The sequence below is a fragment of the Curtobacterium sp. NPDC089991 genome (assembly GCF_044748425.1).
Classification (GTDB): domain Bacteria; phylum Actinomycetota; class Actinomycetes; order Actinomycetales; family Microbacteriaceae; genus Curtobacterium.
On the sequence record NZ_JBIVGB010000006.1, the window covers coordinates 137895 to 162246 of the forward strand.

At 70.2% G+C, this 24352-nt stretch carries 24 protein-coding genes and 3 tRNA genes; 6 read left to right on the top strand and 21 right to left on the bottom strand.

The window, feature by feature from the left end; genetic code table 11:
* Window positions 1-65: 65 nt before the first annotated feature.
* Window positions 66-740, bottom strand: a complete 675-nt coding sequence (locus tag ACIPV1_RS16605; protein ID WP_402726852.1) for a hypothetical protein — start codon at window positions 738-740, stop codon at window positions 66-68.
* A 64-nt stretch (window positions 741-804) separates the two neighbouring features.
* Complete coding sequence (locus ACIPV1_RS16610; protein WP_173170102.1) at window positions 805-1347, bottom strand: amino-acid N-acetyltransferase; 543 nt, start codon at window positions 1345-1347, stop codon at window positions 805-807.
* A 98-nt stretch (window positions 1348-1445) separates the two neighbouring features.
* Between ACIPV1_RS16610 and ACIPV1_RS16615 the strand changes: the two genes are divergently transcribed.
* Complete coding sequence (locus ACIPV1_RS16615; RefSeq protein ID WP_123294553.1) at window positions 1446-1898, top strand: SRPBCC family protein; 453 nt, start codon at window positions 1446-1448, stop codon at window positions 1896-1898.
* An 85-nt stretch (window positions 1899-1983) separates the two neighbouring features.
* Here the strand turns inward: ACIPV1_RS16615 and ACIPV1_RS16620 are convergent, their stop codons facing one another.
* Both ACIPV1_RS16620 and ACIPV1_RS16625 read right to left on the bottom strand, forming a co-directional pair.
* Window positions 1984-4503: an ATP-dependent Clp protease ATP-binding subunit gene (locus ACIPV1_RS16620; protein WP_123294552.1), complete on the bottom strand. Its 2520-nt coding sequence runs from the start codon at window positions 4501-4503 to the stop codon at window positions 1984-1986.
* Window positions 4504-4725: 222 nt separating this feature from the next.
* The gene (locus tag ACIPV1_RS16625) at window positions 4726-5202 is read right to left on the bottom strand and encodes a Clp protease N-terminal domain-containing protein (RefSeq protein ID WP_402726853.1); all 477 of its coding nucleotides are present in this window, start codon (window positions 5200-5202) and stop codon (window positions 4726-4728) included.
* Window positions 5203-5272: 70 nt separating this feature from the next.
* Here ACIPV1_RS16625 and ACIPV1_RS16630 point away from each other — a divergent pair, with 70 nt between their 5' ends.
* On the top strand, window positions 5273-6205 hold the full coding sequence (locus ACIPV1_RS16630) for an NAD(+)/NADH kinase (RefSeq protein WP_111086944.1): 933 nt from the start codon (window positions 5273-5275) through the stop codon (window positions 6203-6205).
* A 149-nt stretch (window positions 6206-6354) separates the two neighbouring features.
* On the opposite strand, the gene ACIPV1_RS16635 is transcribed toward ACIPV1_RS16630, so the two are convergent.
* The 14 genes from ACIPV1_RS16635 to tilS form a co-directional block, all read right to left on the bottom strand.
* Complete coding sequence (locus ACIPV1_RS16635; protein ID WP_123294550.1) at window positions 6355-7413, bottom strand: sigma-70 family RNA polymerase sigma factor; 1059 nt, start codon at window positions 7411-7413, stop codon at window positions 6355-6357.
* A 378-nt stretch (window positions 7414-7791) separates the two neighbouring features.
* Window positions 7792-7923: a hypothetical protein gene (locus ACIPV1_RS16640; protein WP_258373406.1), complete on the bottom strand. Its 132-nt coding sequence runs from the start codon at window positions 7921-7923 to the stop codon at window positions 7792-7794.
* A gap of 146 nt (window positions 7924-8069) precedes the next feature.
* Window positions 8070-8273 (bottom strand): hypothetical protein, encoded by a 204-nt coding sequence (locus ACIPV1_RS16645; protein WP_111086942.1) that lies wholly within the window; start codon window positions 8271-8273, stop codon window positions 8070-8072.
* Between the two features lie 29 nt (window positions 8274-8302).
* Entirely contained in the window at window positions 8303-9829 is a 1527-nt protein-coding gene (gene lysS, locus ACIPV1_RS16650; protein ID WP_131922009.1) for a lysine--tRNA ligase, read from the bottom strand.
* Between the two features lie 217 nt (window positions 9830-10046).
* Window positions 10047-10739 (bottom strand): Rossmann-like and DUF2520 domain-containing protein, encoded by a 693-nt coding sequence (locus tag ACIPV1_RS16655; protein ID WP_165901135.1) that lies wholly within the window; start codon window positions 10737-10739, stop codon window positions 10047-10049.
* A complete protein-coding gene (locus tag ACIPV1_RS16660) occupies window positions 10736-12493 on the bottom strand; it encodes a PH domain-containing protein (RefSeq protein WP_402726854.1) in 1758 nt (585 codons plus the stop codon). Before ACIPV1_RS16660 ends, ACIPV1_RS16655 begins: the two co-directional genes overlap by 4 nt.
* Before the next feature lie 9 nt (window positions 12494-12502).
* Window positions 12503-13024, bottom strand: coding sequence for a PH domain-containing protein (locus ACIPV1_RS16665; protein ID WP_111086938.1), 522 nt, complete (start codon window positions 13022-13024; stop codon window positions 12503-12505).
* A 58-nt stretch (window positions 13025-13082) separates the two neighbouring features.
* On the bottom strand, window positions 13083-13571 hold the full coding sequence (locus ACIPV1_RS16670) for a DUF3180 domain-containing protein (RefSeq protein ID WP_134195531.1): 489 nt from the start codon (window positions 13569-13571) through the stop codon (window positions 13083-13085).
* Window positions 13568-14125: a 2-amino-4-hydroxy-6-hydroxymethyldihydropteridine diphosphokinase gene (gene folK / locus ACIPV1_RS16675; protein WP_123339201.1), complete on the bottom strand. Its 558-nt coding sequence runs from the start codon at window positions 14123-14125 to the stop codon at window positions 13568-13570. The genes ACIPV1_RS16670 and folK overlap by 4 nt, the downstream gene beginning before the upstream one ends.
* Window positions 14122-14511: a dihydroneopterin aldolase gene (folB, locus tag ACIPV1_RS16680; RefSeq protein WP_123294543.1), complete on the bottom strand. Its 390-nt coding sequence runs from the start codon at window positions 14509-14511 to the stop codon at window positions 14122-14124. The genes folK and folB overlap by 4 nt, the downstream gene beginning before the upstream one ends.
* A complete protein-coding gene (gene folP, locus ACIPV1_RS16685) occupies window positions 14508-15374 on the bottom strand; it encodes a dihydropteroate synthase (RefSeq protein WP_185021087.1) in 867 nt (288 codons plus the stop codon). The genes folB and folP overlap by 4 nt, the downstream gene beginning before the upstream one ends.
* Before the next feature lie 9 nt (window positions 15375-15383).
* Entirely contained in the window at window positions 15384-17372 is a 1989-nt protein-coding gene (gene ftsH / locus ACIPV1_RS16690; RefSeq protein ID WP_123294542.1) for an ATP-dependent zinc metalloprotease FtsH, read from the bottom strand.
* Between the two features lie 135 nt (window positions 17373-17507).
* Entirely contained in the window at window positions 17508-18059 is a 552-nt protein-coding gene (gene hpt, locus ACIPV1_RS16695) for a hypoxanthine phosphoribosyltransferase (RefSeq protein WP_111086933.1), read from the bottom strand.
* Between the two features lie 9 nt (window positions 18060-18068).
* Complete coding sequence (gene tilS / locus ACIPV1_RS16700; protein WP_402726855.1) at window positions 18069-19088, bottom strand: tRNA lysidine(34) synthetase TilS; 1020 nt, start codon at window positions 19086-19088, stop codon at window positions 18069-18071.
* Window positions 19089-19152: 64 nt separating this feature from the next.
* Between tilS and ACIPV1_RS16705 the strand changes: the two genes are divergently transcribed.
* Window positions 19153-19644 (top strand): inorganic diphosphatase, encoded by a 492-nt coding sequence (locus tag ACIPV1_RS16705; RefSeq protein WP_111086931.1) that lies wholly within the window; start codon window positions 19153-19155, stop codon window positions 19642-19644.
* A gap of 190 nt (window positions 19645-19834) precedes the next feature.
* Here ACIPV1_RS16705 and ACIPV1_RS16710 read toward each other — a convergent pair whose 3' ends face one another.
* Window positions 19835-21292, bottom strand: a complete 1458-nt coding sequence (locus ACIPV1_RS16710; RefSeq protein ID WP_402726856.1) for an NlpC/P60 family protein — start codon at window positions 21290-21292, stop codon at window positions 19835-19837.
* Between the two features lie 33 nt (window positions 21293-21325).
* On the bottom strand, window positions 21326-22603 hold the full coding sequence (locus ACIPV1_RS16715) for a M23 family metallopeptidase (protein ID WP_131922004.1): 1278 nt from the start codon (window positions 22601-22603) through the stop codon (window positions 21326-21328).
* A 258-nt stretch (window positions 22604-22861) separates the two neighbouring features.
* On the opposite strand from ACIPV1_RS16715, the gene ACIPV1_RS16720 reads away from it, so the two are divergent.
* From ACIPV1_RS16720 to ACIPV1_RS16730, 3 genes are all read left to right on the top strand, one after another.
* Window positions 22862-22934 (top strand) — tRNA-Glu (locus ACIPV1_RS16720).
* A 53-nt stretch (window positions 22935-22987) separates the two neighbouring features.
* A tRNA-Asp gene (locus tag ACIPV1_RS16725) sits at window positions 22988-23064 on the top strand.
* A 1-nt stretch (window position 23065) separates the two neighbouring features.
* Window positions 23066-23138, top strand: a tRNA-Phe gene (locus ACIPV1_RS16730).
* A gap of 68 nt (window positions 23139-23206) precedes the next feature.
* Here ACIPV1_RS16730 and ACIPV1_RS16735 read toward each other — a convergent pair.
* Complete coding sequence (locus ACIPV1_RS16735; RefSeq protein ID WP_402726857.1) at window positions 23207-24217, bottom strand: aldo/keto reductase family protein; 1011 nt, start codon at window positions 24215-24217, stop codon at window positions 23207-23209.
* Window positions 24218-24352 lie beyond the last annotated feature (135 nt).

Below are 24352 nucleotides of genomic sequence, written 5' to 3' on the forward strand. Positions count from 1 at the left end.
GTGTCCGGAACCTGGTTCCGCCGGCCGGACCGCGAACCGCCACGCCACGCGACGCGACGCCCGGGCTACTGCAGGATGAACTGCACCGAGGCCTTCGACTCGAGGTTCCCCACCGCGACCTGCAGGTGGTAGCTCGCCCCGTCGGCCGAGACCGCCGGGCGGGACGCATCGCACGTCGTGGTGGACGACCGGGTGCGGTCCCAGGCGATCGCGGGCGTGGTCAGAGTCTGCCCGGACTTGATCGTGACGTCCTGGTTCGTGCCACCGGTCTGGCAGTCCTTCGACGACCAGTACTGCTCCTCGCCGGAGCTGATCGTCAGGACCTGCTGCGCTGACCCGAGGTCGAGGTGGCACGAGTTCGTGCCGGTGTTCTTGATCGACATGGCGATCTTCGGGTCTTCGGTGGGGCCGTACGCCTCCTTGTCGAGCACGGGCGTCAGGACGACCTGGTCCTTGCTGCACGTCGACCCGTCGGCAGCGCCGGACCCAGACGCCGACGCAGATGCCGACGCCGAACGGGACGGGGCAGCGGACGACGCACCACCGGCCGAAGCCGAAGCCGGGGCCGAAGCGGACGGCGAGGACGTGGGCGCTGCCGTCGGCGTCGACGCGCTCCCTCGTCCGACGACGATGAGCACGACCACCACGACGATGATCACGAGTGCGCCGAGCACGGCTGCACGACGGCGCCAGTACACGACCGGCTTCTCGGGCCCGACGGGGTGACGCAACGACGACATGCGCACAGGGTAGACAACCGCGGATGCCCGGTGCGGGACCCCCGCCGGGTGCCGCGCGAAAGCGTCAGAGGATCTTCAGCATGCGGGTGTTGCCGAGGGTGTTCGGCTTGACCCGGGCGAGGTCGAGGAACTCCGCGACCCCTTCGTCCGACGACCGGACCAGCTCGGCGTAGACCGCCGGTTCGACGACCTGCTCGCCGATCTCCAGGTAGCCGTGCTTCGCGAAGAAGTCGACCTCGAACGTCAGGCAGAAGATCCGCGCGACGCCGAGTTCACGGCCGTCGTGTTCGAGCGCCTCGAGCATCCGGTGTCCGACGCGCTTGTGGATCCAGTCGGCGTCGAGGGCGAGCGTGCGCACCTCGGCGATGTCGTCCCAGAAGACGGCGAGGGCACCACAGCCGATCGGGACGCCGTCGGGACCCTCGGCGATCCGGAACTGCTGGATCGAGCCGTACAGCGCGACGTTCTCCTTGCCGAGCAGGATGCGCCGATCGACGTAGGGGGCGATGAGCCGCTGGATGTGCGGGACGTCCGAGGCGAGTGCCGGACGCACCAGGATCCCGTGCTCGTCACGTTCGTGGAACGCGTGCTTCCCGTGCTCTGTCATCCCGACAACCATAGCCGCGCGTGGACGAGCGGCAGCCGACCGCTCCGGGGGACATCCCGCTGTACTGCGCCCAGGCGCGGCCGCCTACCGTCCACACCATGCCTCAGATCATCGAAACCGTCGACGTCAACGTCCCCGTCTCCGCAGCGTACGGTCAGTGGACCCGCTTCGAGGAGTTCCCGCACTTCCTCGACGAGGTCGAGAAGATCGTCCAGGTCGACGACAAGACCACCGACTGGACCGTGAAGGTCGCCGGCCAGGAGCGCGAGTTCCGCGCCGTCATCACCGAGCAGCACCCCGACGAGCGTGTCGCCTGGACCGTCAAGGACGGCGAGACCGACCACGCCGGCGTCGTCACCTTCCACAAGCTCTCCGACGACGAGACGCGCGTGACCGCGCAGATCGACTGGGAGCCGTCTGGCTTCCTCGAGAAGCTCGGCGCTGCGGTCGGCGTCGGTGGCCACGCCATCAAGAAGGACCTGCAGAACTACAAGGAGCGCGTCGAGTCGGCTCCGACCGATACGGGCTGGCGCGGCGACGTGCAGGCGTGATCACGGCCTGACACGTCCGCACACGGACAGACGGGAGGCCCGGTGCCAGCTGGCACCGGGCCTCCCGTCTGTCTGGTGTCGGGTCCTAGGACTCGATCTCACCCTGGGGCGCGTCGGTCGCGGTCTCGACCGCGGCTGCGCCGGCGAGGACCTCTTCGCGGCCCGGCTGACGCCCGGTCTCGAAGTGGAACGCACCGTCGACGAAGTCGACCTTGACGTGGTCACCGGCGGTGAGCTCACCCTGCAGGATGTGCTCGGACAGCTGGTCCTCGACCTCGTGCTGCATCGCGCGACGCAGCGGGCGTGCACCGAGGGACGGGTCGAACCCGACCTTGATGAGCTGCTCCTTGGCGGGGAGGGTGAGCTCCACCGTCATGTCGCGGTCGAGCAGACGGTCCGCCAGACGCTTCACGAACAGGTCCACGATCTGCAGCAGCTCGGGCTGCGACAGCTGCGGGAACACGATCGTGTCGTCGACGCGGTTCAGGAACTCCGGCTTGAAGTGCTTCTTGAGCTCCTCGTTGACCTTGCCGCGCATGCGGTCGTAGCCGACGGCCGAGTCACCCTCGACCTGGAAGCCCACCGGGCCACCGGCGATGCCCTGCGAACCGAGGTTCGTGGTCATGATGATGACGGTGTTCTTGAAGTCGACCACGCGGCCCTGACCGTCGGTGAGACGGCCTTCCTCGAGCACCTGCAGCAGCGAGTTGAAGATGTCCGGGTGGGCCTTCTCGATCTCGTCGAACAGGACCACGGAGAACGGCTTGCGGCGCACCTTCTCGGTGAGCTGGCCGCCCTCCTCGAACCCGACGAACCCGGGAGGGGCACCGAACAGACGCGAGACGGTGTGCTTCTCGCCGAACTCCGACATGTCGAGGGAGATCAGTGCGCCCTCGTCGTCGAACAGGAACTCGGCGAGCGCCTTGGCGAGCTCGGTCTTGCCGACACCCGTGGGCCCGGCGAAGATGAACGAGCCCGAGGGGCGGTTCGGGTCCTTCAGACCGGCACGGGTCCGGCGGATGGTCTTGGACAGGGCCGAGATGGCCTCTTCCTGACCGATCACGCGCTGGTGCAGTGCCTTCTCCATGAAGACGAGACGCGAGGTCTCCTCTTCGGTGAGCTTGAACACCGGGATGCCCGTGGCCTGCGCCAGGACCTCGGCGATGATGCCCTCGTCGACGGTGCCGGACGCGGCGACGTCACCGGCACGCCACTGCTTCTCGAGGCGGAGTCGCTCGCCCAGGAGCTTCTTCTCCTCGTCACGCAGGCTGGCTGCCTTCTCGAAGTCCTGCTCCTCGATGGCGGCTTCCTTCGACCCACGGACCGTCGAGATCTTCTCGTCGAACTCGCGGAGCTCTGGGGGCGCCGACAGGATCGAGAGGCGCAGGCGTGCGCCGGCCTCGTCGATCAGGTCGATGGCCTTGTCCGGCAGGAAGCGGTCCTGCACGTAGCGGTCCGCCAGGTTGGCGGCCGAGACGATCGCACCGTCGGTGATGGACACCTTGTGGAACGCCTCGTACTTGTCGCGCAGGCCCTTGAGGATGTTGATCGTGTGCGGCAGCGACGGCTCGTTGACCTGCACCGACTGGAAGCGACGCTCGAGTGCGGCGTCCTTCTCGAAGTGCTTGCGGTACTCGTCGAGCGTGGTGGCACCGATGGTCTGGAGCTCACCGCGGGCGAGGAGGGGCTTGAGGATCGAGGCGGCGTCGATCGCACCTTCGGCAGCACCGGCACCGACGAGCGTGTGGATCTCGTCGATGAAGACGATGATGTCGCCGCGGGTGCGGATCTCCTTCGTGACCTTCTTCAGGCGCTCCTCGAAGTCACCGCGGTAGCGGGAACCGGCGATGAGCGATCCGAGGTCGAGCGAGTAGAGCTGCTTGTCCTTCAACGTCTCGGGCACGTCGCCCTTGACGATCGCCTGGGCGAGGCCCTCGACGACGGCGGTCTTGCCGACGCCGGGCTCACCGATCAGGACGGGGTTGTTCTTGGAGCGGCGGGAGAGGATCTGCATGACCCGCTCCATCTCCTTCTCGCGCCCGATGACGGGGTCGAGCTTGCCGTCGCGCGCGGCCTGGGTGAGGTTGCGACCGAACTGGTCGAGGACCTGCGAACCCTGCTGCGCGTTCTGCTGCTGCTCGCCGCCGACGGCGACCGCTTCCTTGCCCTGGTAGCCGGACAGGAGCTGGATGACCTGCTGGCGGACCCGGTTGAGGTCGGCGCCGAGCTTCACGAGCACCTGGGCTGCGACGCCCTCGCCCTCGCGGATCAGGCCGAGCAGGATGTGCTCGGTACCGATGTAGTTGTGGCCGAGCTGCAGCGCTTCGCGCAGGGACAGCTCGAGCACCTTCTTGGCACGCGGCGTGAACGGGATGTGCCCGGTCGGCTGCTGCTGACCCTGGCCGATGATGTCCTGGACCTGCTCGCGGACGGCGTCGAGCGAGATGCCGAGCGACTCCAGCGCCTTGGCAGCAACGCCCTCGCCCTCGTGGATCAGGCCGAGGAGGATGTGCTCGGTGCCGATGTAGTTGTGGTTGAGCATCTTCGCTTCTTCTTGAGCGAGGACGACAACACGACGGGCTCGGTCGGTGAATCTCTCGAACATGTGCTCTCCCTTGGCCCTTTCTGACGGAGCCGACAGCTGGTCCGGTCTCGTCTGAGTCCGGTCACGTACTCCGAGAGTAACCAGCGCTCCCCGTGCGGGCTGCCCCTGTTCGCCGTGGGCGTGACCTCACTGCGCGATGTGCGCAGTGAGCGAACGGAACAGACGACGGGAGGCCCGTGGCGGCGTCCGCCACGGGCCTCCCGTCTGGTGTTCCGTCGCGTCTCAGGCGCGGCGCGCTGCCCGGCGCAGGGCGCGCCGGAAGCGGCGCGGCTCGACGCCCAGGGCGTCGAGGACGTCGTGCGCCGAGCCCATGAAGGGGTCGTCGACGCCGTCGAGGACGGCCAGCACGACGTGCACCGGGCGCACGCGCTCGGCCGGACCGGCGAGGACGGCTGCTCGTGCGAGGACCCTGGCGGCCGCCGGGGTGCAGGCGACCCGGTCGTGCTCGTCCGGGCACGCGGCCCGCGCACCGACGAAGACGCTGATCTCGGAGCGGACGGCTTCGGGGCTGACCCCGTGCGCCTCGAGGACCGGGCGGAACCGGGGCATCCCGTTGCAGAGGGTGACGGCGGCGAGCAGGAGGTGCTCCGCGTCGACGAAGCCGAAGCCGGTCTCGTGGGACTCGAGGTCGGCGAGCAGCACGATCTCGCGACCCTGCCGGACGATGGGGAGGGCGACGGACAGCTGAGCGATCTGCATGTATTCAGAATATCGCATGCGATGGCAATTGAACAGCCCTCGGTTCAGCGCGGCTCGGTACCATCCGGTCATGGATCAGCCCGTCGTCGGCCTCGTCGTCCACCCGACCAAGAACGTGCAGGAGTCCGTCACGACCCTGCAGCGATGGAACGCGTCCGGCCGGGGCGAGCTCGTCGCCCGCCGAGCCGATGCACAGCGGATCGGCGGGGGCATCACCGCGGTGGAGGACGACGACTTCACCGCACGCGTCGACCTCGTCGTGGCCCTCGGCGGCGACGGCACCATGCTCGGCGCGATGCGACTCGTGGCGAAGCGCCCGGTCCCGGTGCTCGGCGTGAACTACGGCAACGTCGGGTTCCTGGTGGAGATCGAACCGCCCGAACTCGAGGCAGCGCTCGACCGGCTGTCGGCCGGCGAGTACCAGCTCGAGCCGCACCACGCGCTCGAGGCCCGGCTGTCCTGGAGCGGCGCACGCACGGACTACCTGGCGTTCAACGACCTGACGATCGTGCGGCGCCCCGGTTCCGGCCAGGTGTCGGCGGACCTCAGTGTCGGCGGGCTCGGCTACGGCTACTACCGCGCCGACGCCATCGTCGCCGCGACCCCGGCCGGCTCCACCGCGTACAACTACGCCGCGGGTGGCCCGGTGCTCTCCCCCGCACTCTCCGGGTCCGTCGTCACCCCGGTCGCCCCGATGGCGGGCATCGACCGCGCCGTTGTGCTCGCCGCCCGCGAGCGCTACCGGTTCGACATCGCGGAGGGCACCAGGAGCGCCGCACTCGAGGTCGACGGACTCGTCGTCGGCGAGGTCGCCACCGGAGCGCAGATCGACGTCCGCCTCCGCAAGGACGCCGGCAGCGTCGTGCGACTCGACGCCGAGCGGCACGGACGCACCGGTCGGGTGAAGCTGAGCCTGCTCGACCTGCCGGTACGACCCGACCAGCTCATCGAGCTGATCCCGAGCGACCTGCGGCAGAAGCTCGGGCGCGAACTCGACCAGTAGCGGTCCGGGCAGGCGTCCTCTCCCGCGAACGTGAATGGCCCGCTCGAGCAGTGCTCGAGCGGGCCTTCCCATCACCCCACCGGATCGTCTTCCCACAGACCGACCCGGGTTCCCCTGCCGACGCGAGCGCCGGCCGAAGCCTGCTGACCTCAGTCGGTCAGGTACAGCTGCATGTCCTGCGAGACCGCCTTGGCGAACAGACGCAGCTTGGCGCGCGACTCCACCCGGCTGACGGCCTGGCGGGTCGTGTGCACGATCTTCGAGATCTCGTCGAGCGTCATCGGCTTGTCGTCGTCGAGGCCGTAGCGCATGCGGATCACGTTGGCTTCCTCGCTCGGCAGCTCGGCGACGATCGAACGGATGTCGCGGTGCAGGAGCGTGGTCTCGGTGAGCTCGTTCGGGGACGCAGCGTCCTCGTCCTCGATGAAGTCACCGAGCTCGCTGTCGTCCGAGTCGCCGACCACGGTGTGGATCGAGACCGGCTCGTGCGAGCGGCCCTTGAGGTCGACGAGCTCTTCCACCGTCATGCTCAGCTCGGCGGCGACCTCGTCGGGCATCGGCGCACGGCCGAGGTCGACGGTCAGGTCGCGCTCGGTGCGGGAGATCTTGTTGATCAGCTCGACGGTGTGGACCGGGATGCGGATCGTGCGGGCCTTGTCGGCGAGACCACGCGAGATCGCCTGGCGGATCCACCAGGTGGCGTAGGTCGAGAACTTGTAGCCCTGCGTGAAGTCGAACTTCTCGACCGCACGGACCAGGCCGAGGTTGCCCTCCTGGATGACGTCCATGAACGGCAGGCCGCGCTGCGAGTAGCGCTTCGCGATGCTGACGACCAGGCGGAGGTTCGAGGTGATCATGCGCTCCTTGGCGCGCTCACCGTCGCGGACGAGCCAGCGGAGTTCACGCTGCAGGGTCTTCGCGAGGCCCTTCTCGGTCGCGAGCTTCTCTTCCGCGAACAGGCCGACCTCGATGCGACGGGCGATCTGCGCTTCTTCCTCGGCGGTGAGGAGCGAGAGGCGACCGATGTGGCGCAGGTAGTCGCCGACCTGGTCGACGGAGGCACCGCGGACGCCGGCGAGCTGCTCGTCGGCCTCGACCTCGGTGTCGAGGGAGGTCGTCGCGGACTCGGCGCCCTGGGTCTTCGATGCCGCTGCCTTCTTCGTGGTGGCGCGGCGGGTGGTGCTCGGTGCAGCCGGTGCGATCGTCATGGTGTTGCTCCCTGCGTTCGGCGGTGATGGCTTCGTGCGGTGGTGCTGGGGGTGTTGCTTCTGGGTGCTGCTTGGGGTGTTCACGAGTAAAGCGGTCCGGAGGTGTACCCCACAAACCGATCGGAATGATTCTCAGGCATCTCCGTGCTTCGTCATCGAAACCGTCCCCCGTGGGGTACAGCGATGCTGCCAGTGTGGTCCCCCGAACTGCCGCGGATCAAGGGTATGACGTGATGTTTCCGGCGTTGCAGGAGTGTTTCTCACGCGTTTCCGAACCTGTACCCCGCACCGCCGCGCCTTCCGGACATGCAAAAGGGGTACGTCCGGCCGGATCGATGCGATCCGGTGGTCGTACCCCGAAAACCGAGTGGGTGGGGGTCACCAGGAGGGTTCGAGCCACCCGTCCCGGCGCTTGGACGCCTCGAGGTCGGCGTCTCGGTCGAACTCGTCGTACTCGCTCTCGATGTCACCGACGAGGCTGCGACCCGTGAAGGGGTGTGTGGTTGCCATGCGGACGATGCTCACCCCGGCGCGCGACGGCGAGGTGAACGGCGCGTGACCGGTCGAGGGCGCACAGCCGTCCAGGGGGCACCGACGTCGAAGGCCGCCGACCACGATGGGGCGACGGCCTTCGGACAGGACTGGGTCGGGCGGCGCTACTCGGCCGAGGCCGGTGCCGGCGCGGGGACGCCGTGCTCGCGCTCGAACCGGGCACGCTCCTCGGCCTCGACCTTGGCGTACGCGGCACGCTCGGTGCGGTCGGCCCGCATGATGGCGCGCATCACGAACCAGAAGATGAGGCCGACGACGATGGTCGGCGTCAGGGCGAAGATGATCCCGGTCACGACTCCATGCGGCACCGGAGCATCGTACCCCGGGGAACCGGGACTTACTTCACCAGGGGGAAGAGGATCGTCTCGCGGATGCCGAGGCCGGTGATCGCCATGAGCAGGCGGTCGACGCCCATGCCCATGCCACCCGACGGCGGCATCGCGTGCTCGAGGGCCCGCAGGAACTCCTCGTCGACGCGCATCGCCTCGGGGTCGCCGCCGGCTGCGAGCTTCGCCTGCTCGACGAAGCGCTCCCGCTGCACGACCGGGTCGACGAGCTCGGAGTACGCCGTCGCGAGCTCGAAGCCGCGGACGTACAGGTCCCACTTCTCGACGATGCCCGGTCGGGTGCGGTGCTCGCGGGTGAGCGGCGAGGTGTCGACCGGGAAGTTCATCACGAACGTCGGGCGGTCGAGCGAGTCGATGACGAAGTGCTCCCAGAGCTCTTCGACGTACTTGCCGTGCGTGGCGTGCGCGACCTCGACGCCCTCGGCAGCGGCGAGCTCCTGCAGCTCGGACAGCGGGGTCTCCGGGGTGATCTCGCGACCGGCTGCCTCGGACAGCGAGCCGTACATGTCGATGCGCGGCCACTCACCGCCGAGGTCGTACGTGCTGCCGTCGGGCAGGGTGACCTCGAGCGAGCCGCCGGTCACGGCCCGCGCAGCGCGCTGCACGAGCTCCTGCGTCAGGTCGGCCATCTGCTCGTAGTTGCCGTACGCCTGGTAGGCCTCGACCATCGCGAACTCGGGCGAGTGCGACGAGTCGGCACCCTCGTTGCGGAAGTTCCGGTTGATCTCGAACACCCGGTCGATGCCGCCGACGACCGCGCGCTTCAGGAAGAGCTCGGGTGCGATGCGCAGGAAGAGCTCGGTGTCGAAGGCGTTCGAGTGGGTCACGAACGGACGAGCCGAGGCGCCACCGTGCTGGGTCTGCAGCATCGGCGTCTCGACCTCGAGGTACTCGTGCTCGGTGAAGGTCTGGCGGAGCGAGGACATCACGGCGGCGCGGGCGCGGACGGTGGCGCGTGCTTCGTCGCGGACGATGAGGTCGAGGTAGCGCTGGCGGACCCGCGTCTCCTCGTTCAGTTCGTTGTGCAGGTTCGGCAGCGGCAGGATCGCCTTCGCCGCGATCGCCCACTCGTCGACCATGATCGACAGCTCACCGCGGCGCGAGGAGATCACACGGCCGTGCACGAACACGTGGTCGCCGAGGTCGACGAACTCCTTCCAGCGCGCGAGGGACTCGTCTCCGACCTCGGCCAGGGACACCATCGCCTGGATGCGGGAGCCGTCGCCGGACTGCAGCGACGCGAAGCAGAGCTTGCCGGTGTTGCGCGAGAACACGATGCGGCCGGCGACACCGACGACGTCCTGCGTCTCCTCGCCGGTCTCGAGGTGCGCGTACTGGTCGCGGACCGCCGGGATCGTCGTCGTGATCGGGAGCTCGGCGGGGTACGCCTCGATGCCCGATTCGAGGAGCTTCGCCCGCTTGTCGAGCCGGACCTGTCGCTGCTCGCTGGTCTCCTGCTCGGCCAGTGCGGCGGCGTCGGCGATCGCGGTGTCGGTGGTGGCGGTCTCGTCGGTCATGCGGGTGCGGCTCCGATGGTCGTGGGGGTCGGGGGAAATGCTACCCGCGCCGCGCGCCCGCCCCCGAACCGTGCCCGGACGGGTCCCCTCGACTGGTCGCGACTCCCCGCCGGCGCGGCGCCGACCGGTCACGTTCCGTCGGCCGGAGCGCCGCGGGCCGACGGCTCGTGACCACTCGGCGGAACTGAGCGGGGAGTCGTGACCGACCGCCACGCCCCTACAGCGTGGACTGCCCGTCGGCCGCCGTCAGTGCGTTGTCGACGGCGGAGCGGACGAGCGCACCGAGCACCCGGCCGGGGTGGTCCACACCGATGCCGGAGAGCGTGCCCGCCGACTGGTCCACGATCGCGGTCGAGAAGCTCACGGCGGCGCGGACGGCGTCGGCGTAGGCCGGCCGGTCCCCCTCGGCGATGACGAACGGCTCGGCGCCCATCTCGACCACCAGGGCCTGCGCGATGGGCAGCACGGGCGACGGGGCGGTGACCGCGCAGTAGGCGTCACGGAGCCGCGACAGGTCGACGCTGGTGCCGGTGAACGCCATCGCGGGGTGGATGGCGAGCGGGATGGCGCCGGCCGCCATCGCGGGAGCGAGGATGCCGACGCCGTGGTCCGGGCTGGTGTGCACGACGAGCTGTCCGGGCTGCCAGATGCCGGCGTCCGCCAGGCCCTGCACGAGCGAGGCCAGCTGGTCGTCCGGCACCGCGAGCAGGACGAGTTCGCTCCGCTCGACCAGGTCCGGCGTCGCGAGCACGGGAGCGCCGGGCAGCATCGCCTCGGCACGGTCACGGCTCTCGGCGGACACGGCGGTCACCCCGACGACCGCGTGCTCCGCGTTCGCGAGTGCGGCGCCGAGCACGGGTCCGACCCGTCCGGCACCGACGACGCCGACGCCGAGGCGCCCGGCCCTCATCGGACGGCCCCGGTGGGCGGCACGTCGCTCCACCCCGGTCCGGGAGGCACGGTGCCGGGCCGGTGGTCGCCGTCGGGTCCGGCAGGGGCTCCGGTCCCGGGCCACGGCACGTCCGCAGCGTGCCTGGCGGACTCGGGACGGGCCTCCCGTTCGCGCCACCGGTGGGACGTGTCGACCGCAGCGGCCTCGACGGCGCGCTGGGTGGTCTCGGACCACAGCCGCTGCGCGTCCCGCGCGTCGAGCGCACCGACGCGCGCCGAGACGGGCCCGGCGACGGTGTGCACGTGGACGGCGGCGAGCCGCAGGGCACGCTCGAGCGGACCCTGCTCGACCTTGACGCTCTGCACCCGGGGCAGCGGCACGATGACGAGTGACCGCCAGACGGCGCCGAGCCGGAGCAGCACCGCGCCCTGCACGAACCGGTACCCGTTGCGGCGGAACGCGAACGGCCGGAGCCACGCACCGCGGCGCGGGGAGTGCACGAAGCCACCCTCGTCGCCGCTCGTGGTGAGGCTGTCGTCGACGACGCTGACGGCCTCGGCGGAGCCTTCCCGCAGGGCCTCCTGCGAGGCCTCGGGGCCGGCGACGGCAGTGCCGACCAGGCCGGGCAGGATGATGTCGAGGACCTCGCGGACGTCGGCCGCGGTGCCGACGGGCAGCACGATGGCGGAGGCCTGCTGGTTGCTCGACGCCCCGTTGCCCGCGTTCGTCGCCCGGTTGATCCGGACGTCCCACCAACCGAACGGGCGCCAGAGCAGCGGCTGCGCGACGCTCACGGCGTGGATGCGGCCCGGGGGCAGTGTCTCGTTCGAGGTCGACACGAGGCCGAACCCGATCCGGATGCCGTCGCGGGTCTCGGCGATCGTGTACTGCAGCGACCGCGAGAACTTGCGGACGTAGTAGCTGCCCGCACCGATCACGGCGGGGAACAGGCCGAACAGGATCCCGTACTCGCCGGTGAGCGCGACGCTGACGATCATCGCCGCCACGGCCAGCAGGATGAAGACGGTGGTGCCGGAGAGCAGCATCGACGCGATCAGCCGACCGGGCTTCACCTTGACGATCCGGGTGGCCTGCACCGCGGCAGCGTCGAGTTCGGGCGAGAACATCTCGTCGACGCGGTCCTGCAGCACACCGTTCGACGCGCGCGCCGGACCACTGCCACGGTCGTCGTCCTTCGCACCAGAGGCGAGCACGAGGATGCGCAGCCGCAGGTCGTCGGCGGCCTTCACCCCGAGGTACGCGAGCTGCACGTTGGCGTCGTTGCCGGCCTGGGCGATCTCGAGCTTCGCCGTGCCGAACACCCGCGGGATGAGCGGACGCGAGATGTTGATGCCCTGGATCCGGTCGAGCCGGGCCTTGCGGTGGTTCCGGAACAGCACGCCCGAGCGGACCTCGACGATCTCGCCGGTGACCCGGAACTCGTGCATCCGCCAGGACAGGTAGAAGAGCCCGATCAGCACGAGCAGGAACACCGCGACGCCGAGCAGCACCCAGCCGACGACGCCGTGCTCGTAGACGTAGCGGACGGGGTCGCCGTCCTGCTGCTCGCCGCCGGGGATGAAGAACTCGACGAGCTGGTCGCGCAGGCTGTTCAGCACGTAGCCGAGGATGACGATCAGGAAGATCCCGCCCTTGAGCAGCGGGGTCAGCGGGTGCAGGCGGTGCCACTCGCCGTCGGTCAGGGGCGCTGCGGCAGCGGCGTTCCCGCGCGTGGGCGGGGCGGGCGGCGGCGGGCCGGGTCGGAAGGTCACCGCGACCCCCTACAGCCCGGCGCGGCGGGACTCGGCGAGCTCGACGAGCCGGTCGCGCAGTTCGTCGGCGTCGGTCGCGGGGATGCCGGGGATGCGGACGTTCGTGGCGGCCGCAGCGGTCACGAACTTCAGCTCGCTCATGCCGAGCGCCCGGTCGAGCGGACCGCGCGCCACGTCGACGAGCTGCATGCGTCCGTACGGCACCGCCGTGAAGCGCTGCCACATCAGGCCGCGGCGGACCACCAGGTCGTCGTCGCGCAGGGCGTAGCCGATCGCACGGACCCGGCGGGGCGTCAGCGCCGCGGTGACGAGCGTGATGACGAGCACCACGATGCCGATGAGCAGCCAGACCGTGCCGGCGCCCGAGCCGAAGCCGTCGTTCACGATCCCGATCAGGACCAGGCCGGCGGTCACCACGAGGCCGATCACCAGGGTCGTGATGAGTTCGGTCCACACGAGCTTCGCGGACACCCTGGTCCAGTCGATGCCGGTCAGGCCGAGGCCCGGCTCGTCGAGTCGTTCACGCGCCATCGCGGGCCTCCTGGTGGTGTGCTCGGGTCAGTTCGCCGTCGTGCGGGGTGCGCTCGGGTCAGTTCGCCGTCGTGCCGTTCCGGGGGTCGCCCGGCTCGTCGTCGTCGCTCGGAGGAGCGATGCACATGCGCTCTGCCACGAGTGCGCAGACCGTCAGCACGATCCCGCCCCCGACGGCGACCACGTTCGGCAGGGTCGAGCCTAGCGAAGGCGTCACCGAGCGGGTCAGGAGGTACACGACGAGGCCGATCGCGAAACCGCCGAACAGGACGCCGCAGATGCTCGAGGCCTTCGCCAGCACCACCACGCGCGTGGCGTAGAGCGGGTCGACCGGGCGCTGCCGGCCCGCGCCCTCGCGGGCGTGCCGGCGGACGGGACGCGCCATGAGCACGACGGCGACGCCGATGAACGCGAGCGTGAAGCCGAGCGGCACGGCGAGCAGCAGCGTCGGCGACTGTCGCGACGCGAGCACCGCGTCGAACGCGAAGCCCGCCACCGCGGTCACGACGGCGATGCTGAACAGGGTGGAGGGACGGGTCGGCTTCACGGCTGGGTCACGTTCCCTTCGGTGGTGGCCCGGGAGGCGCGGGGCACGTCCGCGAACAGGCGCGGCTCGTCGACCCGCTCGGTGTCGTCCCCCACGGCGGCGAGCAGGTCGGCCACCGGCCCGGCGCCGGGCAGGACGGCCGCGGGGTCGGCGTCGAGCCACGGTGCGAGCACGAACGCGCGCTCGGCGGCACGGGGGTGCGGCACGGTGAGCGTGGCGGTGTCGATGCGCAGGTCGTCGACGGCGACGACGTCGAGGTCGAGGGTCCGGTCGCCCCAGCGGACGTCGCGGGTGCGGCCGTGCTCGTCCTCGATGCCGTGCAGTGCGTCGAGGAACGCCTGCGGCTCGAGGTCGGTGTCGACGACCACGACGGCGTTGCGGTACCGCGGCTTGGTGTCGTCGCGGCCGTCCAGGGTGACGGCGACCGACTCGACCTCGTGGCTCGACGCCACCGGGTGGACCCCGGGCAGCGCGGCGACCGCTCGGGCGGCGGCGCGGAGGGTGCTCCCCCGGTCGCCGAGGTTGGCGCCGAGCGCGACGACGACGCGGCTCACTCTTCTTCCTCGTCCGGCACGGTCGCCCCGCGGGCACGGCGGATGGTGATCGAGACGTCCGTGAACGGCACGGTGATGGGTGCCTGCGGCTTGTGCACGGTGACCTCGGTCGCCAGGGCCGCACGGTGGGTGAGCACCGCGGCCGCGATGCGCTCCGCGAGGGTCTCGATCAGGTCCACCGGGTCGCGTTCGATCTCGGCGACGACCTGCTCGGCGAGCACGCCGTAGTGCACGGTGGCGTCGAGGTCGTCGCTGCCCGACGCCGCGCGGGCGTCGAGCTCCACGGCGACGTCGACGACGAAGTCCTGACCGTCGGCACGTTCGTGGTCGAAGACCCCGTGGTGGCCGCGGGCGCGGACCCCGACGAGGCGGATGGTGTCGTTCACGAGCGAGCTGCCCTCCAGGCGTCCCAGACGTCGAGCACGGCACGGGTCGGTGCCGGGTCGTGCACGCGCACCCCCCACGCGCCGCGTTCGGCGGCGAGCAGGCTGATGGCGGCGGTGGCGAGGTCGCGGTCCTTCGGCGGGGCACCCTCGGGGCTGCCCACTCCGTCCAGGAACCGCTTGCGTGATGCGGCGACGAGCACCGGCAGGCCGATCGAGGCGAACCGCTCGTAGCCGGCCAGGATCTCCCAGTTCTGCACGCCCTGCTTGGCGAAGCCGAGGCCCGGGTCGATCACGACCTGCTCCTGGCGCACCCCGAGGACGATGAGCTCGGCGACCCGCATCTCGACCTCGCGACGGACCTCGTCGACGGCGTGCACGTACTCGGCGTTGCGGTACATCCGGTCGCTGTGGCCACGCCAGTGCATGACCACGAACCCGGCCCCGGTCGACGCGACCACGCGGGCCATGTCCGGGTCCGCCAGGCCGCCGGACACGTCGTTGACGATCGCGGCGCCGAGTTCGACGGCCCGTTCGGCGGTCGAGGCGTTCATCGTGTCGACGCTCACCGGGATGCCCTCGGCGACGAGCTGCCGGACGACCGGCAGGACGCGTTCCTGCTCGACCGGCACCGGCACGCGCTCCGAGCCCGGCCGGGTCGACTCCCCACCGACGTCGATGATGTCGGCGCCCGCGGCGACGAGGTCACGCGCGTGCTGCACGGCGGCGTCGTAGGCCTGGTGCAGCCCGCCGTCGCTGAACGAGTCCGGCGTCACGTTGAGGATGCCCAACACCCGCGTGCGGTCCGGTGTCGGACCGCCGCGGGTGTCGAGCCGACGAGCACGTCTCGTCGGCAGGTCGGTCATGCCGGCCCCCTACGCCGGGGCGATACCCGGGTTGCCGAAGGGGCGACGACGGGGCTTCGAGGTCGACTCGCTGTCCGACTGGTCCGCTGCGGTGGCGGCGGCCTGCCCGGGCACGTCGATCGCGGGCAGGTTGCTCACCGGACGCTTGTCGCTGGAGAGCCACTGCGGGCGCTCCGGCAGCTTGCGGACGTCCTTGAAGATCTCCACGAGCTCCGGGGCGTCGAGCGTCTCCTTCTCGAGGAGCTCACCGGCCAGGCGGTCGAGGATGTCGCGGTTGTCGTTGAGCACCTGGTAGGCCTCGTTGTGCGCGGCCTCGAGCAGCGCACGGGTCTCGGCGTCGACGGTCTGGGCGATGTTCTCCGAGTAGTCGCGCCCGGTCCCACCGCTCATGTCACGGCCGACGAACGGCTCGCTCGACCCGGAACCGAGCTTGACGGACCCGACGGCCTGGCTCATGCCGTACTCGGTGACCATCTTGCGGGCGGTGCCGGTGGCCTTCTCGATGTCGTTCGAGGCGCCGGTGGTGGGGTCGTGGAACACGATCTCCTCGGCGACGCGTCCACCCATGGCGTAGGTGAGCTGGTCGAGCAGCTCGTTGCGGGTGACCGAGTACTTGTCCTCGAGCGGGAGCACCATCGTGTACCCGAGGGCACGGCCGCGCGGCAGGATCGTGATCTTGGTGACCGGGTCGGTGTGCCGCATCGCCGCTGCCGCCAGGGCGTGGCCGCCCTCGTGGTACGCGGTGATCAGGCGTTCCTGGTCGGACATGATCCGGGTCCGACGCTGCGGGCCCGCCATCACGCGGTCGACGGCCTCGTCCAGCGCACGGTTGTCGATGAGCTGCGCGTTCGACCGGGCGGTGAGCAGCGCGGCCTCGTTCAGGACGTTCGCCAGGTCGGCGCCGGTGAAGCCCGGCGTCTTGCGGGCGAGCAGCTCCAGGTCGACGCTCGCGGCGAGCGGCTTGCCCTTCGCGTGCACCTCGAGGATCTGCTTGCGGCCGGCCATGCCCGGGGCGTCGACACCGATCTGACGGTCGAAGCGGCCCGGACGCAGGAGCGCGGGGTCGAGCACGTCGGGACGGTTCGTCGCGGCGATGAGGATGACGTTCGTCTTGCCGTCGAAGCCGTCCATCTCGACGAGCAGCTGGTTGAGCGTCTGCTCGCGCTCGTCGTTGCCGCCGCCGATGCCGGCACCGCGGTGACGACCGACGGCGTCGATCTCGTCGATGAAGACGATGGCCGGCGAGTTCGCCTTGGCCTGCTCGAAGAGGTCACGGACACGGCTCGCACCGACACCGACGAACATCTCGACGAAGTCCGAACCGGAGATCGAGTAGAACGGCACCCCCGCTTCGCCGGCGACGGCGCGGGCGAGCAGGGTCTTGCCGGTTCCGGGAGGGCCGTACAGCAGCACGCCCTTCGGGATCTTGGCGCCGACGGCCTGGAACTTCGCCGGCTCCTTCAGGAACTCCTTGATCTCGTGGAGTTCCTCGATCGCCTCGTCGGAGCCCGCGACGTCGGCGAACGACACCTGCGGGTTCTCCTTGTTGTTGATCTTGGCCTTCGACTTGCCGAACTGCATGACCTTCGAGCCGCCGCCCTGGGCGCTCGAGAGCAGGAACCAGAACAGGGCACCGATGATCAGGAAGGGGAGCAGGACGCCGAGGAGCGACAGGAACCAGTTGCCCGTGTTCACGTGGTCGTCGTAGCCCTTGGGCAGGTTGGCGTCGTTGACGGCCTGGATGACCTCTTCGCCACGGGGCGTGGAGTAGTAGAACTGCTCCTGCTTGTCGCCGTCGCGGGTGATCATGTCGACCCGCTGCTCGGTGGAGTTGACGATGACGGACGAGATCTTGCCGTCGGCGAGCTGCTCGAGGCCCTTCTGGGTGCTGACCTCGGTCGTGCTGCCCTGGCTGATGACGCTCCAGCCGATGAAGATGCCCGCCAGCGCGATCAGCACGTAGAGGTACGGGCCGCGGAAGATGCGCTTGAAGTTCATGTGATCCGGGCGCGAGTGCCCGACACCTTTCTCTGCCGAAGTTGCGTGCAGGTCAGCATACGGCCGCGATTCTGTGGCGAGAATGGGTGTCCTCTGCGGGCGAACTCAACCCGAGGCAAGTACCCCCTGGACGGGTTACGAGTACACGTGCGGCGCCAGGACGCCGACACCGCGCAGGTTCCGGTAGCGCTCGTCGTAGTCGAGGCCGTAGCCGACCACGAACTCGTCGGGGATGTCGAAGCCCACGTACTTGACGTCGACCTCGACCTTGGCGGCCTCGGGCTTGCGCAGCAGGGCGACGATCTCGACGCTCGCGGCACCGCGGGACTGCAGGTTCTGCTTGAGCCAGGACAGCGTCAGACCGGAGTCGATGATGTCCTCGACGATGAGGACGTCGCGGCCGTGCAGGTCGGTGTCGAGGTCCTTGAGGATCCGCACCACACCGGACGACTTTGTGCCGGAGCCGTACGACGACACCGCCATCCAGTCCATCCGCGCCTGCATCTTGAGGTGCCGCGAGAAGTCGGCCATCACCATGACGGCACCCTTCAGGACACCGACGAGCAAGGGGTCGCGGCCCGCGTAGTCGGCGTCGACGACCGCCGCGAGTTCGGCGAGCTTGTCGTCGATCTGCTCGGGGGTGAAGAGGACTTCGGACAGGTCTGCCTGGACGTCGGAGAGTTCCACCGGTCCAGCCTAACCGGCACTGAACGACAGGCGGTCACCGGATCGCGACGCCCGGACGCCCGGCAGGTCGATCGGCCCCTGTCCGCTCCAGTCCGTGACGAGCCGGCAGACCTCGAGCGTCTGCACGCGCGACAGCGTCACCCCGAACTCGCTCTCCACCGCCAGGCGCACGAGTCGCTGCCGGAGCGCCGGCGGGTTCGCCCCGAGCGCCCGGACGGACAGCGAGATGCCGGCCTCGGAGTGCTCGGCGATGTCCTCCGCCATCTCCTCGGCGAAGTGGTCGAGTGCTGCAGAGTCCTCGCGCAGCTGGTCGGCCGTCCGCGCCAGCGCCTCGGGCACCCCCGCGCCGAGCTCGCGCTCGAGCACCGGCATGAGGGTGTTCCGCACGCGGACACGGGCGTACGCCGCGTCCTCGTTCTGCGGGTCGTGCCACGGCGCCAGCCCGGCGGCGGCGCACGCCTGCCGCGTCGCGTGCCGCCGCACGGTGAGCAGCGGGCGGCCGTAGGCCGGCCCCTGGTCGCGCCGTGCCAGGGGCAGCATGCCCGACAGGCTGTCCGGCCCGCTGCCGCGCAGCAGGCCCAGCAGCACCGTCTCGGCCTGGTCGTCCAGGGTGTGTCCCAACAGCACGAGAGGCGCCCCGGTGGCGGACGCGACCTCGGCGATCGACGCGTGACGGGCCTCCCGGGCGGCGCCCTCCGGACCACCGTCGGAGCCGACCGCGACCCTGCGGACCTCGACCGGGTCCAGACCCAGCTCGGATGCCTGCCGGGAGGCGCGGCTCGCGACCGCCTCGGAGCCCGCCTGGAGCGCGTGGTCGACGACCACTGCCCCGGCTCGGAGCCCCTGCTTGCCCGCCTCGAACGCGGTGGCCGCTGCGAGCGCGAGCGAGTCCGGTCCGCCGCTCAGCGCGACCAGCACGAGGTCACCCGCGGTGACGACGCCGTCGTCGAGCGCGGTGGCGAGCAGGTCGCGGACCGCAAGGCGGGTCTCGGCGACGGCAGGGTCCAGCCGGGGACGCGGAGAGTTCACCCGGTAACGTTAGCCGCGCTCTCGGGACCACCGACAGCCCCACCGACACACCAGGAGTACAGACATGGCCGCGTACGACGTCGTCGTCGAGATCCCCAAGGGCAGCCGCAACAAGTACGAGGTGGACCACGAGACCGGTCGTGTCTACCTCGACCGCGTGCTGTTCACGTCGTTCGTCTACCCGACCGACTACGGCTTCTTCGAGAAGACCCTGGCCGACGACGGCGACCCCGTGGACGCGCTGCTGCTCCTCGAGTTCCCGACGTTCCCCGGCGTGGGCGTCAAGGTCCGTCCGGTCGGCGTCTTCAAGATGAGCGACGAGGCCGGCAAGGACGAGAAGGTCCTCGTGGTCCCCGCGAAGGACCCGCGCTGGACGCACATCCAGGACATCTCGGACGTCGACGAGCAGACGAAGGCCGAGATCGCGCACTTCTTCGAGCGCTACAAGGACCTCGAGCCGAACAAGTGGGTCAAGGCCGAGGGCTGGGGCGACGCCGCCGAGGCCGAGGCGATCGTGCAGGCCGGCCAGGCCGCGTACGTGCCCGCTGGTCACTGACGCTTCTTGACGCCGAACGGCGCCTGCTCTCCATCCGGAGGGCGGGCGCCGCTCTGTGTTCGTGGGGTGCTTTGCCGTGCGGTGCGGGGGCGCACTTGGTGGGAACGGGCGTACCTGGTGCTCTGATCCGGGCAGGTATGCCCGATTCCGCTTGCTACCGCAGCCGTTCTGGGAACGATCGGGCTGCGGGCTACAGGGAACCGCTCGGGCGGGCGACGTACGGCAGGAGCTGGCTCGGCGTCCAGACCGCCCGCTCGACCACGCCGACGCCCGGTCGGGCCGCTTCGACCATCATCCCGTTGCCGGTGTAGATCGAGTCGTGGTAACCGCCGGAAGCGGTTCCGTTCGACGAGTAGAAGAGGATGTCGCCGGGCTGGCGCTGCGAGAGCGGCACGAGGCGACCGATCGAGCCGAAGTAGTTGTACTGCCAGACGACGTTGTGCCCACCGGTCGCGATGCCCTGCGAGCTGTAGGCCATCATGACGAGGCCGGAGCAGTCCCAGGTGCTCGGGCCTGCACCACCGAGGACGTAGGGCTTGCCGAGCTGCCCGCGGGCGTACGAGATCGCACCGGCGGCCTTCGAGGGGCTGCTCGGGGCGGGTGCCGGAGTGCTGGGCGCCGGGGTGCTCGGCTTCGACGGCGTCGGCGTGCTCGGCTTGGCGGGAGCCGGGGCGGGCGCCGGAGCGGGCGCCGCCGGCGTGCTCGGCTTCGACGGGGTGCTCGGGCGCGACGGGGTGGTCGTGCCGCTACCGCCGCCGGTGCTCGGGTTGGTGGTCGAGGTGTTGCCGTTGCTGGTGCCGCCGCTGGTGCCGTTGTCGGTGCTGGTGCCGCTCGCGCCGCTGCCGCTGGCCGTGCCGGTGCCGCTGCTCGTCTGGGCCGCCAGGGCGGTCTCGGCCGCCTTGGCCTGCTGCGCACTCCAGTACGCGCTCTCCGTCGCGACGCTCGTGCCCTTGAGGTACGCGAGCTGGCGGAGGACCTCGTCCTGCTGGTCCTGCTGCTTCTGCACCCGGGCCTGGGCGTCGGCGGAGACGTCGTTGGCGGTGGCGAAGGCGGTCTTCGTCGCCTCGGTCGCCTTGCTCAGTGCCGTCGTGGCGACGGACTGCTGGTCGGCGAGCGAGTCCACGGTCTTCTGGTCGGAGCGGGCCTGGGCCAGGATCGTCGCCGACCGCTCGGACAGGTGCGACATCGTGCCGACCCGGTAGAGCAGGTCGCCGGAGTCCGAGGCGTCCGTGAGCATCGTCGTCGACAGGTCGCCGCCGCCCGTGCGGGACAGCTCGACGACGAGCGCGGCCACCTGGCCCGCGGAGTCGTCCGCCTTGCCCTTGGCCCGCTTCGACTGCGCGGACAGGTCGGCGAGGGTGTCCTTCGCCTCCTGCTGCTGCGAGGCGGCGAGGGCGTACGCCTGCCCGGCCTGCTGCTCGACGATGCCGGCGCGGTCCGCGGCGGCCTGCAGTGAGGTCAGCCGGTCGCTCAGCTCGTCCACCGTCTGCTGCGCGTCGGCGGCATCCGACTTCGCGGCCTTGACGTCGTCCCAGGACGGTGCCGACGGCGCGGCCTGGGCGGGTCCGGCGATGACGACCGACAGTCCGATGCCGAGCACGGCGACGGTGGCGATCCCGCAGGAGAACGAGCGAGCGGACAGGGTCATGGCGGGGTCAACGCATCCCGGCTGCGCTGATGCTCATACCGAGATCCCCCGCGCTGCCATGAAGGGGACCGGGTCGACGGCAGCACCGTTGATCCGGGTCTCGAAGTGGAGGTGGCACCCGGTCGACCAGCCGGTCGAACCGATCTTGGCGATCTGCTGCCCGGCGGTGACGTGCTGGCCGCTGGCGACCATGATCCCGCCGTCGACGATGTGGCCGTAGGCCGTCGAGATGCCGCCGCCGTTGTCGAGGATGACCTCGTTGCCGTAGCCGCCGCCGTTGCCCGCGAAGGTCACGGTGCCGTCGTGGGCCGCGTAGATCGGGGCGTAGCAGGCGGGAGCGAGGTCGACCCCGGCGTGCAGTGCCGTGTAGTGCGTGTACGGGTCGACGCGGATGCCGTAGCCGCTGGTCTGGAAGCCGCCGGCCGGACGGACCCACCCGGCAGAGTTGGCCGTCCCGCCGCCGGTACCGCCCTGGCTCGTCGCCGCGGCCTTCGCGGCTGCCTTGGCGGCAGCAGCGGCGATGCGGGCCTGTCGGGCCTTCTCGGCGGCGACGCCCTTGCGGTAGTCGGCCTCGACACCGCGCTGCTTCGTGGTGAGGGCGGTCAGCTGGGCCTCGAGCCGCGACTCGTTGTCGTTCTGGGCGTCGACGGCGGTCTGCGCCGCGTCGGCAGCACCCTGCGCCTGCTGCATCTTCGACTGGGCCGCGTCGGCGAGGTCGCCCAGCGCCGCCTTGGCCTTGTCCGCCTTGTCGGCCTGCGCCTGCGCGGTGCCCCGGTCCTGCGACGCCTGCGAGTAGATGCCGTCGGCCTGCTCGCTGAGCTTCGACATGGCGCCGAGCTCGTAGAGCAGGTCACCGGAGTCCGAGGGGTGCGTGAGGATGTCGGTCGTCACGTCGTTGGCGCTGGCCCGACCGAGCTGCGCGGCGAGCTGACCGGCCTGCTCCTCGGACTGTGCGGCGGTCTGCTCGGCGTCGTCCGCCTGGGACTGGAGCGTCTTCTGCTCGAGGGTCGCCTCGTCGTACTTGTTCTGTGCCGCCTGGTAGGCCTCGCCGGCGGCCTGTGCGGCCTTCTGCTTCGCAGCGGCCTCGGACTTCAGGGTCGAGATGAGCGACTTGATCTCGGTGACCTTCGCCTGCTGGGCACTCGTCGAGGACTTGGCCTTCTGCACCTCGGACCAGCTCGGGTAGCTCGCGGCACTGGCCGACGTCGCCGGGGCGAGGACCGCGAGGGTGCTGCCGGCGAGCGCGACGGCGACCGCGGCGGCGACGAGGCGGCTGCGGTTGCGGAGGGAGAGCGAAGGTGAGGTCGACATGTATCTCGATTTCGTAACAGCGCGGCAAGGCTCACGCACGTAACACTGTTAACAGACGCAACAGTAACAACAGGTGTCGCAGCCCCACAGCCCCTCGGACGAGGGGCGTGGAGCCGGTGACGATGCTCGCACCGCAACCTCGACACCCGGTGCCGGGCGGGCGCGACACGCCGGGGATTCCGCGGGAACGTGGCCCGATTTGCGAACCCCCGGGGGCATCCGTATGCTTGTCCATCGGTAGCGCGAAGCACCACTTGCGGCCCTATCGTTTAGTGGCCTAGGACACCGCCCTTTCACGGCGGCAGCACGGGTTCGAATCCCGTTGGGGTCACTCTCCGAGTGAGCGAGCAAGTAGTACTGAGCAACACCACAGCAATTCAACATGGCCCTGTAGCGCAGCTGGTTAGCGTGCCGCCCTGTCACGGCGGAGGTCGCGGGTTCAAGTCCCGTCAGGGTCGCCACGGCTGGATAGCTCAGTTGGTAGAGCGTTCGACTGAAAATCGAAAGGTCCACGGATCGATGCCGTGTCCAGCCACCGGTGAAGGCCCCCTGCTTCGGCAGGGGGCCTTTTCCGTTGTCTGAGCCGTCTGGCCCGGGTCGGCGCTAGGCCTCGCGGGTCTTCGGGCTGCTGTCGTTCGTCTTCGCCGGGTCACGCTCGACCACGGCACCGAGGGCGTCGTCGATCCGGGTGAGCAGCTCCGCCGGGATCGTGACACCGGCAGCGCCGGCGTTGTCGCGCACCTGCTCCGGACGCGACGCCCCGATGATGGCGCTCGCGACGTTCTCGTTCTGCAGTACCCAGGCGACGGCGAGCTGTGCCATCGACAGGTCGAGCTCCTTCGCGATCGGCTCGAGCTCCTGCACCGAGGACAGCACCTCGTCGCGCATGAACCGCTTGATCATGTCCGCGCCGCCCTTGTCGTCGGTGGCGCGTGAGCCCTCGGGCAGCGGCTGACCCGGCTTGTACTTGCCGGTCAGGACGCCCTGGGCGATCGGGGACCAGACGATCTGCGAGATGCCGAGCTCCTTCGAGGTCGGCACGACCTCTTCTTCGATGACCCGCCACAGCGCCGAGTACTGCGGCTGGTTCGAGATGAGCTGGAACCCGAGGTCCTTGGCCAGCGCGGCGCCGGCACGGAGCTGCTCCGCGGTCCACTCGCTCACGCCGACGTACAGGACCTTGCCCTGGCGCACGATGTCGGCGAAGGCCTGCATCGTCTCCTCGAGCGGGGTCTCGTGGTCGAAGCGGTGTGCCTGGTAGAGGTCGACGTAGTCGGTCTGCAGGCGGCCGAGCGAGCCGTCGATCGACTCGAGGATGTGCTTGCGAGACAGCCCGGTGTCGTTGTGGCCCTTCGGCCCGGTCGGCCCGAACACCTTCGTGGCGATCTCGAGCGACTGGCGACGCTCCCCCTTGAGGGCTTCGCCGAGGACGGTCTCCGCGCCGGTGTTGGCGTAGACGTCGGCGGTGTCGAACGTCGAGATGCCCACGTCGAGGGCGGCCCTGACGCAGGCGATGGCCGCATCGTTCTCGACCTGGGATGCGTGGGTGAGCCAGTTGCCGTAGGTGATCTCGGAGACCTTGAGGCCCGAGTTGCCGAGGTAGCGGTACTCCATGTGCGTGTCACTCCTGTCGTCGGGCGCGTCGATGCGACCCGACCGCGACGGTAGTCCCCAGGTCGGAGCCAAAGCACAGCGGTCCTCCCCCGACCACACGTCCGCGGTTTTCGAGGAACCGGGCACATGATCGGT